The sequence below is a fragment of the Solibacillus sp. genome (assembly GCF_040273735.1).
In the GTDB taxonomy this organism is placed as follows: Bacteria; Bacillota; Bacilli; order Bacillales_A; family Planococcaceae; genus Solibacillus.
In genome coordinates this window covers 94,907-109,393 of record NZ_JBELZM010000009.1, presented here as the reverse complement: position 1 = coordinate 109,393, position 14,487 = coordinate 94,907, and the positions used below count along the sequence as shown (strand labels likewise).

The following is a 14,487-nucleotide window of genomic DNA, read 5'->3' as shown; positions in this document are numbered from 1 at the left end:
ACTACCCATGAAGGAAGGGATAAAACGATGAAGAAAAACTTGAAGGTTGGTTTAATGGCAGGGCTTTTAATTACTCCGGCAATCATCGCGCAAGCTGGTGAGGCAGAAGCGAGTGCAACACCGACTCCGTTTAATGTCGAAGCTTCAGTTACTGCAGAGGGATTATTGAACAGTTTTAAAGCAGCCAATGAAGAGTCCACAAGTGCGACATTAACTCAGGAAAGAACAATTTACAATACATATAAAGATAATGAAACATTTGCGGATATCATGCCGCTGATCGATGCCAAACTGACATATTTAGAAAAATACACGCAACTCAAACAAGATGCAGCAAAAGTGAAAAGTTTAATTTCAAAATTAACGAATACAAATAAAAGCTTAGTTGCAGACAGACAGGCAGCACTGGAGGCACTTGAAAACCTAAATGGAAATCTGGAGAATGCCGGCAGAGAATTGAGCAATGCTGTAAACGGTAATGCAGGTACATTTTTGGAAACACTACTGTACTACGATGAAAACGGTCAAACAGATTTCGTTGATAAATACATTACAGCGGCATCTTTAAGCCATTTGCAATCTTTTGAAGAACAAACGACAGCCATTGAGCAATTTATCGAAAATTACATTAGTCCGATCACGACATTCACCACTCAGGAGTCATTCAGTAAGGAAAGCTTTATTAGCGCTGTTACTAACGCACGAACTGCATTTAATGACATAACAGATCTTGCATTTAAAAATGTATTGAAAGTTCAATTGGCAGAAAGTAATGCTGGTGTTGAACAAATTATAAAAAATGCAGAAGCAGATATTAAAAAGGCACAAACGGTTGAAGATAAAATTAAAGATTTAGTAGAAAACCCGCCAACTGCAACAACGTTTAATTCTAAAGTAAATGGACTTGTTAAAGAATATGAACAATTAACAGAAATTCAAAAAAAACTAGTACCAAACGCGGATGATTTAAAACCATATAAAAATGTATTAAACGTAGTAAATGAAATTACGAGAATTTCTAAGCTACCTGTAAATACTGAGGAATTCCGTGAAGAGGCGGAAAATGTAGTGACTCTATATAATGCCCTCGATCCATTGGATACACGTCTTGTAGTGAACTATGACAAATTGCTTGAAATGCAAGCGTTTATTGAAAAAGCACAAAAAGTTGAAATAGAAATAGTTAAGATTGATTCAGCAAAATATGAAGAGAAAAGCTCAATCGTTGCAGATGCAAGAACCGCGTACAATTCATTACCAACAAATGAGCGCAAATATGTATTAAAAGAATTATTAGATCTCCTTACATCATGGGAAAAATCAACGGCAACCGCTGCAACGATTAATAAACAAATCGAAGCGATTAAAACAGATGTATTTGCAAATCTGGATGATGAAAACCTGACGGACACGAAAAAGCGATCAATTGCCACTTCATTTATCACAAAAGTCCGTACAGCGGAATCTTCGTATGCCAAGATTAAGGATAATGAGCAGGAGCTTGTCACAAACCGTGCTCGTCTTGAAGCTTTAATACCGGTAGCAAAAATTGCAGAACAAGTAGTGAATTTGAACGTCACGAGCACAACTTATGCAGAAGATTTAGTATCAGCAGAAAATAAGTTAAACGATTGGGATTCTTTAAAAGAGGCGATTCCTTCAAAAGAAGCAGCAAATGTCGAGAAGCTTCATCAATTTTTAATGTCCTATTTGCGATTACAAAAAGAGGAACTATCGATAGCGGCAAATTTGGATGCTGACATTCTTGTCTTCCAAAATGCTGAATTAGTTGATTTGCAGCAAATCGATGCAGCTCGTGAAAAATATAATTCATTATCTGCAAACGGCAAGCGGTTAGTAAAAAATATTAAAGTATTAACAGAGATTGAAAAGGCGAACAAGGCAGTATTAAATACAATTCAGGCAATCAGCAAAATTGATGTATTGGCAAAAGATTTTACGCGTAAAACGACCGCAGCCGAAACTTCCTTCACCAAACTGACGGAACCTATGCAAGGGCTTGTCTACAATAGAGATAAACTAGTTGAGCTCTTGCCGTTTGCAAAGCTGATGCTGGAAATCGATGCAATTCGCCCGACGACAGCAGAATTTAAGGTTAGTCTTTCAAAAGTGCAAAATGATTTTGAAAATATATTAAAAGACTATACTGCTCCTGCAGAACCAATTACAGATTTAGAAAGCATTCAATTAAGGCTTTTTACCGAATACGGGAAAAAATTAACGGATTATGAAGTGATTGTTTCAGATTCGTTTTCAATGGAAAGCCGAATCGATGCACTGCAAACGAAATCCGGTGAAGCATTCATCACCGATTTAGCGGAAGTATCGGCAGCTTACAAAAAATTGGATTCTGCAACGAAAAGCAATGTCAGGAACTCAAAAGTTTTAACAGAGCTTGAACGGGACTACAAAGCATCACTGAAAGTAATTGATCTAATTGAAAAGCTGCCTGTTCATACAGACCGTAATTATCCATCAAAGGTAGCGGCAGCACAAAAAGCGTATGACCGCCTAACAGAAAAGCAAAAGCAAGATGTTTATAACTATGGCTCGAAGCTGGGCAATATTTTAAAAGTAGCGGATTTAATCAATCGTATTGAAAAACTGCGTGTCGGTTCAAAAACATATGAAGCGGATGTCGCGGCAATTCGCACTGAATATGCAGCGTTGACTGCTCCGGAGCAGGAACTCGTACATAATATTTCGAAGCTTGCAACTGCGGAACAAGGTGTTTCAAACGCCAAGCAGGTAGTGGCATTAATCGATGCGGCAATTCCTACTGCGGAAGGTTATATTCAAAAACTGATAGATGCAAGAAACGGCTATGATAGTTTGGCTAAATCAGATCAGCGCTTAGTAACGAACTACAAAGACTTAACGACTCGCGAGCGCGGTGTAAAACCGGTATTAAAATTGGATACCGATATTTTAGCGTTGGATCCATCGAATGCACGTACATTTGTTACTAAATTTAAATCAGCTGAGAAAGCATATGAAAAACTGACAATGTCTGAACGCTCACTACTCGTCAACAGCGAAAAGTTATTAGGAGATCTTACGACAATTTATAATGTAGTAAATGCGATCAATTCAATTAAACCATCGAGCAAAACGTTTGTCGAAGAGACGGTGGCAGCGAGAGCATTATATAACGAACTGCCGGCTGAGTTAGCAGTACAAGTGTCGAATTTACCGACATTGCAGGAACATGAATTGAATGTGGAGGGCGGCGCAAAGGTAGACGCGATGATTCGTGCATTAAATGCAGCACCGGCAAATGAATTTATCGCCAAAATAAAAGAAGCGCGTGAAGCCTATAAATCGTTAAGCTCGGCCAATAAAAAAGGCGTGACACTTGAATTCGAATTAAAAGAGCAGGAAAAATACATTAAACCAATTGAAGCGGCAATTACAGCAATTGATGGCTTAAGCAATCCAAGAAATGATTTGAGCCGTCAATTCAATACAGTCAATAATGCTTTGAAAAAATTGGATGATAAACAAAAAGAGTACGTAACGAATATGGACCAATATTCGAACTTATCCAATGTAATTCATGTCTATACACTGATTGCCGGACTAAAGCCAAGCGACAAGTATTATCAAGGGAATATGGAAGCCGCTAAGCTGGCATATGACAAGTTGTCGGAAGAGGAAAAACTGAAGGTTACAAACTATTACAAATTACAAGAGGCCGTTCTCGATATGACGGAAGTCCAAAAGGTAACGTCAATCATTGCCTCATTGAATTCTTCTTCAAGCAGTTTTGATACAGATGTTACAAATGCAGTAGCAGCATATAAAGCACTTCCTTCCGGGTCTAAGCGCCAAGTACTGAACTACTCTGTACTTCAGCAAGCTGAAAAAGATTTAAAAGCGGCAGAGCGTGTCATTAAGCAAATAGAGGATCTGGATCCATCTTTAAGGACATATGCTTCAAGAGCGAAGTCAGCGAAAACAGCGTACGAACGCCTGACAATCGACCAAAAATCTTTAGTGAAAAATTATAATAAACTGCAGGCCGCTATTTTTGAATTAGGGTTGTAATTTTATTGAAAATGCTTTAATTTAATTACTGTACCCCAAAAGGTAGAATAGGAAATCTACCTTTTGGGGTTTTTTTTAGTGTAAAATTAGATTAAAGCGAGACGCAAATTTATAGAAGATAAGAAAGATTTCTATGGGATTTGGCATGAAATTTCTATTTCGTGGCTTTAAGTTAGCTGCAAAGTTTTCTGTTAAGATAAAAGTAATTAATCCATTGTATAATAATAGTTATGGACTGATAGGGGGGAGTTTGATGAAACGGGTTTTAATTATGGGGTCCATCATTGCGTGTTTATTACATGCACCATCTTCTGATGCATATGCAAAAACGTCTCCAACTTTCACCGATGTGAAAAGTACGTATTGGGCAGCACCTGTAATATATGAGCTAGTTGAAAAAGGATTTATGGAAGGCTATACAGATGGTACATTCAAACCGAACAGTACGACGACTCGTGCGGAGGCTGCAAGTATTATTGCCAGAACGATGGGCGTCCAACTAACGACCGATTTTGTTCCTGATTTTACGGATGTTCCTGCAGATCACCGTTATTATAAAGAGATTTGTAAACTAGCAGAGTTGGGGATTATTCAAAACACTAGTGAGTTTCATCCTGAAGCCCCTTTAAAGCGTGCACATATTTCAAAAATGATTGCCCACGCCTATGACGTTGAAGTGGATCAGAAAAACAAGACATCTTTTAAGGATTTACCTAAAAACTATTGGGCAAAAGATTATATTGAATCACTGGCAGATGTGGAAATTGTAAAAGGAAAGACTGAAAAAACCTTTGAACCGAATGAGTTCGTTACTAGGGCTCATTTAGCTGCACTCACAATGCGCGGTATGGAGTTTAAGGAAAAGGTTAAAAATTTGGAAGTAGTATATGACTTTTTGCAAAAGGATTATATAGATACCGTGAATCATCATAAACAGTGGGAGAAAAAAATATTGGAGCTTGTTAATAAGGAACGGGCTGCTAAAGGACTTTCACCACTTATGCAGGACAAGGAATTAACACAGATCGCCATTATTAAAGTGAAGGATATGCTAAAACGCAATTACTTCGAACATAATTCACCTTTTTACGGCAACCCGTGGGATTTAGCAATGTTGTTCGATTATGAATATACAAGCTATGGAGAAAACCTGGCCCGAAACTTCGAGTCACCGGAAACAACGGTAAAGGCCTGGATGGCTTCACCGAAACATCGTGACAATATTTTAAAAGAAGTATATACACATATGGGCATCGGCATTGAAAAGTCGAAAAATGGGAAATATTATGTAGTTCAACATTTTTCTAGCAAATGAAATGGTAAATACTAGTACCTTACATTACAGTAATGTTACAAATTTTATTTCATTAATATAAATATTCTATAAAAAACACCGAATCTCTGCGTAAATACAGAGATTCGGTGTTTTTTGTTTTTATATCAAAATACTAGAAACTGTTACACAAGTGAAAAATAATATTACAAATATATATGTTACCCTGTTATTAGGTTAAATAAACATGAACAAACAAGTTTTACGTTATGTTATACCTCGAATATTCATCGCGAGGCCTATTTTGAAGGGAGTTCCATTTTAAAGTGAAAAAGAAAATCTTATTACCGATCTTTGCAACTTTCATGATTTTTTCAGGTGTAGGGATGGGTTCGAATAATACAGCACAAGCAGCATCAGTTTCAGAATTAACAGCAACAGCTTCTAAATATATCGGTGTACCATACGTTTATGGAGGAACAACAGCAAGCGGATTAGATTGCTCTGGATTTACTCAATTAGTATTCAAGCAATTAGGCTTTGACTTAAACCGTACAGCTGCTTCCCAATATAAACAAGGTAGTGCCGTTTCAAAATCAGATTTACAACCAGGCGATTTAGTATTCTTTAATACAACTGGTAAAGTCGCTTCACACGTTGGTATCTCATTAGGTGGAGATAAATTCGTTCACGCTGGTACAAGCACAGGCGTTACTGAAGCAAATTTAAATTCTTCTTACTGGGCGAAGCGATATAACGGAGCTAAACGCGTAGCGAGCTTTGGAGAAAGTAATAAAGTAGTTGCAGCAGTATCTTCAGAAAAAGAAGAAGTTAAAGATTCAGCAATCGATTTCACGATTTATGCTTCTCGTGGTGAAGTAGCAATTCAATTAGCGAAAACTTTAGGTTTAGATACATCTGATACAAATTCACCATTCACAGATATTAAATCATCATCAAAATATGCAGGTGCAGCAACTGCACTATATAAATTAGGTGTTTTCACTGGTGATGAGGGTAAATTCAATCCAGCTTCACCATTAACACGTGCTCAAATGGCAAAAGTGTTAGTAAAAGCATTTGACTTAAAAATGAAGCAGGATACTTTAAACTTCACAGATGTACCAACATCTCACTGGGCGCATAACGACATCTCGATCTTAGCATCGAACGGCATCACAGTAGGTAAAGGTGACGGCACATTCGGTACTAACGATAACGTTATGTTAAAACATTTAACAGCTTTCATTAACCGTTTACAATAATAAGGTTGGCAACACCAATACTTAAAGAATAAAAATTAGTAACTTCTACATATCTCAATAGATATCCACCTTGCAGGGAAGTACTTACTAATAGTAGTTGAAACACAGACGAATTTGTCTGTGTTTCTTTTTTTGGTCGAGGGCTTTATTAGCAGGTTACTGAGAGTAAGTAGAATCTTTTACATCAAGAGTAGAAAGATTACTAGAGAATGTGGGAGGTTTAGGTTGAAATGTGGAACAGTTCACACCTAAAGTAGAACGCACTAATAACTAACTTTAACCTGATTTGAAACTCTCATTTCATGATGAAAAATACCATATTCTATTTTCTATAAACTAGAAAAATATTAAATTTCTTGCTTTGTACATATTAATTTTATGAATAATTTGGTAAAATGGGAACTATCTAATAGAGGGGAGGATTTTAACATTGTCTTTGCGCAATCTTGTCGTGACGGTGACAGTCATCTTCATGGCAATGTTCCAATTGAATACGGCATTTGCTAGCACAAACTTTGCCGATGTCCCTTCTTCAAACGGGGCGTATAATGAAATAAACTATTTAGTAAATGCGGGTGTCATAAAAGGATATACGGAAAAAGGTAAAACTCTTTATAAACCGAATGCTCATGTAACCCGTGGACAAGCTGCTAAAATGGTCGTTGTTGCAACAAACAACAAGCCTTTAACTGTAAAAAAGTCATCGTTTTCTGATGTTACATTGGGAACAGAGCTTTCCGGCTATGTAGAAAGTGCGGTGGAGTTAGGATTTTTCTCTGAGCAATCCAAAGGAAAATTTGCACCGAACACGCCTTTAACACGAGAAGAAATGAGTAAAGTGCTGGCCATTGCATTTAAATTAAATACAGCTCAAACAGAAAAGCTGGAAATTCCATTCAAAGATATTAAACCAACGTATGGCTATTATCCATATATCGCGGCAATTTACTTTAACGGAATTACAGTAGAGGCAGAAAAATATAACCCGAAAAATTCAGTAACACGTGCGCAGTTCGCTTCATTTATCGCTCGTGCATCTTCTGAAAAGTATCGTTTACCATTGCCGGTACAAGGGGTAACCGTACCGGACGTTTCGTCAGCAATTGCTTCTGTCAAAGCAAATGTAAATAATCTGAATGTCCGCACATCTGCATCTTCTTCAAATGCATCGAATATTTTGGCGAAAGTAAATACAGGAGCATCATTTGCTGTATTTGAAATCCAGAAAGACGGTTGGCTGAAGGTTTCACATGGGGGGCGCTATGCCTATGTTTACAAGGATTATGTAGATTTTATAGATGAATCCGGCAAGCTGCTTAACAAAGTTCAAAAGCATGTTTACGCATTGGGTAACATTCAAGCATATGAAAAGCGTGATGTCGCATCAAATAGCGTAAGCGCGATTGCTGATAAAGAGAAAATTGCTGTATATAATACAATTGGAAATTGGTATGTCACGTTAGTAAATGGTTTACCTGCCTATGTACGAGTTTCTCAAACCGAGGATTCATTGCAGACAGAACCAGTTCCCCCTCCAACAGCGGAACCGGAAAAACCGGTAGTTGAAGAGGAAAACAATGTACCGAAACCTCCTGCGGAAAATAGCGGAGAAAATGAACAACCTGTTACGCCGCCGCAACAGCTATTGACGAATACGGTAGGCAAAGCGACAGTCGATGCCTTGCAAATTCGTGAGTCGGCTTCAGGTACTTCACGTTCGCTTGGTCAAATTAAGCGAGGAACACTAGTGGAAGTCCATTTGGTATCCGGAAGCTGGGCTAAAATCACGTATAACGGCATTAATGGATATATCAACAAAACATATTTACAACTTCTTAATCAAAAAGGACCTGCTGTAAAAGATCGTATTATTGTTCTTGATCCAGGTCATGGCGGTAAAGACCCGGGTGCTGTTAAAAAAGATGCACGTGAAAAGGAAATCGTTCTAAAAGTTGCGAATCTAGTAAAGCAAAAGCTTGAAAAAGATGGTGCAACAGTAAAGATGACGCGTTCGGGTGATACATATCCTAGCTTAGAGGATCGTGTTCGATACGCTAAAAAAGAGAACGGCGAAATTTTTATCAGTCTTCATGCAAATGCAGCAGCAAAGGAAGCAGCAAATGGAACGGAAACATTCTACAGTGTTACTTCCAATGCAAATGAAAAAGAAGATTTAGCGTTGGCAACTGCCATAAACAATGAAATCGTTAAAAATGCGAAAATGTACAACCGTGGTGTAAAGCGCGCGGACTATGTTGTTATTAAAGGAAATGTGATGCCTGCAGTGTTAGTGGAGCTCGGTTTCATTACTAATACTGCAGATAGAGAAAAGCTTGTATCTGACGAGTATGTCGAAATTTTTGCCCAGTCTATCTACAATGGCATTGTGCAATATTATACGAAATGATTGACTGAGCAGCTTCCTGATAGAGGGGGCTGCTCAGTTTTTTATTTATCATTGATTTCTAATATCTTCAGCGGAAGTTCTAATATGCTGTAAAATGTTCTAATAGAAGCGCCAAGTTCTAATATAATAGGCTTTTCTTCTAAAATGTCATCCGGATGTTCTAATATCAATCCCCGAAGTTCAAATATGCTCTGCAAGTCTTCTAATAACTTTCCTAACTTTTCTAGTAAACTGCTACTTTCATAACCCTGGTCCAACTATAAAAAAACCAGCACTTCCGTAGAAGTACTGGATCAAAATTAATTTCCTGGAATCAATTGAACTAAATCAGAGCGTACCCAACCGTATTTTGCAGGTGGGTTATTGTCTGACATAATTTTGTACCATACATAGCCGTCCGTACCTTTCGTTTCTTCAACAATTGCGACAGGATAGCCGAACATGCCTGTTTCACCTACATATTTCGCTTTATAAGTGAAGTGAACTGGCGATGATGTTGATGGTTCGTTGCGGACATTTACTAAATGACCATTTTCATATGATACGAATGCCAATTTCGCTTGCTTGTAATCTTTTTTACCGAAACGGTTGTCCATGCGGTACATATGACCGGCAATTTTACTGCCCCAGAATGGATCTGATGCATAGTGCACATTCATGCCGGCTGTTTTATTACCCGGAGCTGCACCTTTTGCATAACCACCTGATTGAGGCACGTAATTCAAGTTAACATAGCGGTTAATAAAGGCAAGGACACTATCGTCACGAGATTTATAAACTTCGCCTAATGTAGGGTCTGTATCGAATACTTTAATACCGAAAATATTGTTTTTTGTTAAAGCATTTTTACTTACACCGTAATCACCTTCGTGCATTGCTGCAGCTAAAATGAATAAGGCATTGACATTATATTGTGATTCCACCTGCTTTAAAAATTTCCCCATCCCGATTAAACGAGATTCAACTGTTGCTTTTGCATATTGAGGGGAAGTTTTGATTGCCTGGCGCTCTGTTAATAATGTCATAATTATTTTGTCCAGTTCATCAGCTGTATAGTTAGATGGCTGACGAATCGACTGGAATTGGAAGTACGGATAATGTGTTCCTACTTTTTTCGTTAATAGAACGTCAGAGTAGAAGTTTACACCGTCCTGGCTATAATATTGACCGCCGCGCTGCATAAATACCGGTGCTTCACTCACTACATAATCCCAATTATATTTTTGTGTAATATGGTTGTACGTACGATGAGTTAAGTACCCACCATCAACAAAATAGAAGTCTTGTCCTTTAATTAAGCTTGTCGGTGTTAATGTAACTTCATCAATTTTCGCATAGCCTTTTGTATCAGCTAATTGAACGATTGCATACTGATCGTTGCTTCCAATGTATTTAAACTGAGAGCCTTCTACAGCATACGATAACGACTTCGTGAAGTTTTTATCTGAATAGATTGTAACAGTGTTTGCTTTCGTATCAGCTGCTGAAGCGATACCAGAAGACATTTTAATGATTTTGTCACCTTTTATAATCAAGTTTGAGCCAGAACTTTTTAATGCCGATTCTGCTTGTTCGTAGTTAAAGTATACAGTAGAGTTTTTTGTAATTACTCCATTTGAAATTTTACCGACATAATAAACATTTGGGTTCGGAGCAGGCGTTTCAGTAGGTTCTTCACCTTCATTCAAAGCAAATGTTTCGATTGTCGTTTGCATACGGAATAAAAATGCTGCGGCATGCGCGATTGTAGCATTGCCTTGAGGTTCAAAAAATACCCCATTTTTCGTATGTGACCCACGGATAATATTGTAGTAAACGTTTGTAGCTACAGCCGGTTTGAACTGATCACTAATTTTGTTGTTATCTTTAAACGTTAATGGCTGTCCTTCCAACGGCACGTTTGAATAGCGCAATGCTTTTTCCAAAAGTGCTGCCATATGCTGGCGCGTAATTTTTTCGTTCGGACGGAATGTGCCATCAGGATAACCACTTAAAATGTTAGAACCTGCAGCTGCCTTGATTTCACGTGTCAGTTCATTACCAGCTTTTAAATCTTTAAAAGTGTATGTAGACGAATCTGGTAATTTAAGTGCGCGGGTAATATATGAAGCAAACTCTCCACGCGTAACGGCACGGTTTGGATTAAAATTTCCTTTGCTGTCTGGTCGGATGACATTAAGATTAGACCAATATGTTAATTCATTTACCATTTGATGGCCTTTTATATCATTTGCATGAGATGTTGATTGTGTTGTGAAAGACAGAGCAACGATTAATGCGAATGCTAGTCCAACTATTTTTTTTAACACAGATTCACGCTCCTTTCCTATATGATGATATTTTACCAATATATGAGCGAGAATCATAGATGAATCCTAATACTTTAAACGTTTGTAATATAAATGTAATTAAAAAGTCCTTTGAAAAATATTTTATAGATAGGGAAAAAGAGTTCTGTAGTATAAGGATAGAAAATATAAAAAGAGTGAGCTAGATTAAAGCTCATTAATATTTTATGGAAAAAATAAGAGGGGGGTTCCTGAGTTAGGGGAAAGAGATGAATAAAAAAGGAAACATTTCAAAACAAGTTGTCTTATTATATCTATCTATTAAATAGTGGATTTAATAATAATTATAAGTTTAATGCTTTCGATATTTTTTTTACTTCCTTTGTTAAATAATGAAGCTGTTCATGTATTCCCTGGAGGTCCATGTTATTTTCGTTGGAAGTACTGACCTGCTGTTGTGTTTCCTGCAGTGCAAGAGCGGACGCAAATGTTGAAATCCCTTCCGCTAACGTAGCTAATAAACCTGCCAGCACTTCAAGTGAAGCGGCTTGGATTAAAGGATTGTTTTCGATCGGTGGTTCATTGTTTTTCTTACGGTTATTTTGCAATACGACGACCTCCAAAATAGTGATGTATATATTTTATGGTTTTGAGGAGTAATTATGAATGACTGGCTGGAATTTGTTCCGGAAATTTTTAAATCTCTCTTGACTATTTAATGGTAAAATCTAGATATATTTGTGGGGTTAGGGTACTTTTGAAAATGCACAAGGCTTTTAAGATTATCAAATATATTGTGGATACAGCACTCTTCCTTGTTCTAAGCTTTTATACAGCGATTTTTTGTTCTATATTCCACTTAGGGTGGGCTGTAGATATCATTACCGTTGATACACCTAACGAAGAACATTTGACTATACCTTTCCAAGATTATATTATGTACATTTTAATAGGCAGTTTTATATTAAGTGTTTATATTTACAATTTATTCGGACACCAAATCTACAAAAGAATAAAAATTGGCATACTTACTTTCATACTTGGATTATCAATGCTTCTCAGTACAATAGAGTTGTTTTCAATGGTAATCCTATTTAGAACGATGCCAGTAGAATTTTATATTTCTCAACTTACTGTTCTTATTTTCCCTTTATTATTAATGATATTTATGGCGAAAAAACATCGGGAGTTATTTAAATGGAAAAGTAAAGGGGTATTAAAAATTACTCGAATATGAAGATTTGAAGAGAGACAAAAATTTTGTCTCTTTTTTAATGCCCAAATATAGTTCTATATTTTTTAGGGCTGAAAAACCATTGATCTGACAATTATTCTAGTAATTTAGGGTGTGTTTTATACTCTCATTGAATTATAATTGTAACCATATTATACTTAAGTTCGTCTTAATCCACATGAGCAAAACTCATCTAAAAATAGAGAACTTCATATAGGAAAGGGTTTGGGACATCTATGAATGACATTTCTGTCAAAATGAATAAAAAAGAGTGGCTCGAAATTTTTGGGGCAATTCTTGTACTTGTGGCGGCCATACTGCTTCCGCCTTCGATAGCGCAAATTAGCACAGCTGTTTTCTTTGTACTATTTGCATTTTTTAAGCCATTTCAAAGTTTAGTAATTTTAGTACCGTACGTTATTTTCCGTACATTCTTTATTGAACTGAACCCTGGTCTTAAACTCATCGGCGATTTAATTACGATCGTCGTATTGCTGCGTTTATTTTTACTAAATACGAAGAAATTTAAAACTTGGTTTCATTTCAAACCATTTGAATACTTCTTCTTCGCCTTTTTAATCTTCGGTGCAATCATTGGATACAAAAACGGTGTATCACTTGGTGCAATTGTATTCCAATTACGTACATTCGGCGTTATGTATTTACTGTATTACATTCTAAGTCGCAGTGAATTGCCGAAAAACTTCCTTGTGAAATTGGCATGGGTTACAGTATTTTCAGGTGCCGTTATTTTCATACAGGGGATAGTAGAAAAACTGTCGATGCGTCAGTTATTAATGCCGGAAGTATGGACAGAAAAAATACTTTCTTCAACAAACTTCGTGCGTGTCTACGGTATGCTGAACAATCCAAACTCGTTGGCATTGGTTATGTTCTTTGCCATTGCCGCAGTATTTTTCCTGCGATGGGCATATAAAAACAATGAATTTAAATGGACGTTCCGAATTGCACAAGTCGCTTTCTTTGGAATGCTGTTATTGACACTTTCCCGTGGTACATGGATTTCCGCATTCGTGCTTGTCCTATTCTTCATGCTTCTATCACGTAATTGGCAATTATTGAAGAGAATTGCCATTTCATTTGTTGTAGCAATCGCGCTTATTTATTTCCCTGTAAACTGGGGAGTATCTTTTTTACAAAACTTGGGTGTGGAAAACACGGTTGCGCCTGAAGAAATTTCAGGTGGTATCAGCAATCGCTTCACGGAAACATTCTCGGACGACACTTTGGAGCTTATGCAGGAAAGTGGTCGTATGTTCTATATTAAAAAAGGATTTGAAGTGCTGAAAGATTATCCGATTACAGGTGCCGGTTTTGGTACATTCGGTGGTTCGGCGACTTTATCATATGACTCACCGATTTATGAGGAGTACGGCATCCGTTCAGATATTTACGGAGGTAAAAACTTCTATTCCGATAACCAATATATCCAGGTTATTGCCGAGACAGGAGCAGTCGGCGTTCTATTATTTGCTGGCTTCCTACTTGCGATGGTATGGATGTACTGGAAAGAACGTAAAACAGTCTTCGGACAATATTTATTCGGGCTATGGTTCGCAACAGGTGTAGCAGGCTTCTTCTATAATATTTGGGAATTAAAAGTATATGTACTGTTCTACTTTATTCTCTTTGGAATATTTGCGAGTATGCGCACAATGTATCCAATGCTCAAACTCAGCGATTACGAAAAACAAAAAGCAGAATAGATCAAGGAACTATCTTCTTAGGAGGATAGTTCTTTTTTATTGAAATTAACAGACTAGAAGCTTCAATTATTGTATTTGTATTCTTTTCTTATGCTATATGTAATTTTATGTTGAAAAAAACGAAAATTTGTAAAATGTAACAAAAGATTAATAGTCTCTCACGCGAAAATTTGTTAAGGTTAGAGGTAGGACATTAAGAGAGGAAGGTGACTTGCTTCAAGTTAA

General features: G+C 37.1%; 7 protein-coding genes. 5 read left to right on the top strand and 2 right to left on the bottom strand.

Features of this window, described 5'->3' with window-relative positions; genetic code table 11:
* The first annotated feature begins 27 nt into the window (after window positions 1-27).
* From ABS917_RS10660 to ABS917_RS10645, 4 genes are all read left to right on the top strand, one after another.
* The gene (locus tag ABS917_RS10660) at window positions 28-4,068 is read left to right on the top strand and encodes a hypothetical protein (RefSeq protein WP_350478952.1); all 4,041 of its coding nucleotides are present in this window, start codon (window positions 28-30) and stop codon (window positions 4,066-4,068) included.
* Between the two features lie 253 nt (window positions 4,069-4,321).
* Window positions 4,322-5,383 carry a CAP and S-layer homology domain-containing protein gene (locus tag ABS917_RS10655; protein ID WP_350478951.1) on the top strand — a complete coding sequence of 354 codons (1,062 nt, stop codon included), beginning with the start codon at window positions 4,322-4,324 and terminating at the stop codon, window positions 5,381-5,383.
* 284 nt (window positions 5,384-5,667) lie between these two features.
* Window positions 5,668-6,606 (top strand): C40 family peptidase, encoded by a 939-nt coding sequence (locus ABS917_RS10650; protein ID WP_350478950.1) that lies wholly within the window; start codon window positions 5,668-5,670, stop codon window positions 6,604-6,606.
* Window positions 6,607-7,036: 430 nt separating this feature from the next.
* The gene (locus tag ABS917_RS10645; RefSeq protein WP_350478949.1) at window positions 7,037-9,013 is read left to right on the top strand and encodes an N-acetylmuramoyl-L-alanine amidase; all 1,977 of its coding nucleotides are present in this window, start codon (window positions 7,037-7,039) and stop codon (window positions 9,011-9,013) included.
* Window positions 9,014-9,312: 299 nt separating this feature from the next.
* Here ABS917_RS10645 and ABS917_RS10640 read toward each other — a convergent pair whose 3' ends face one another.
* Both ABS917_RS10640 and ABS917_RS10635 read right to left on the bottom strand, forming a co-directional pair.
* Window positions 9,313-11,322 (bottom strand): S-layer homology domain-containing protein, encoded by a 2,010-nt coding sequence (locus tag ABS917_RS10640; RefSeq protein WP_350478948.1) that lies wholly within the window; start codon window positions 11,320-11,322, stop codon window positions 9,313-9,315.
* Between the two features lie 323 nt (window positions 11,323-11,645).
* Window positions 11,646-11,909, bottom strand: coding sequence for a multidrug ABC transporter ATPase (locus ABS917_RS10635; RefSeq protein WP_350478947.1), 264 nt, complete (start codon window positions 11,907-11,909; stop codon window positions 11,646-11,648).
* An 862-nt stretch (window positions 11,910-12,771) separates the two neighbouring features.
* On the opposite strand from ABS917_RS10635, the gene ABS917_RS10630 reads away from it, so the two are divergent.
* Window positions 12,772-14,262 (top strand): O-antigen ligase family protein, encoded by a 1,491-nt coding sequence (locus tag ABS917_RS10630; RefSeq protein ID WP_350478946.1) that lies wholly within the window; start codon window positions 12,772-12,774, stop codon window positions 14,260-14,262.
* Window positions 14,263-14,487 lie beyond the last annotated feature (225 nt).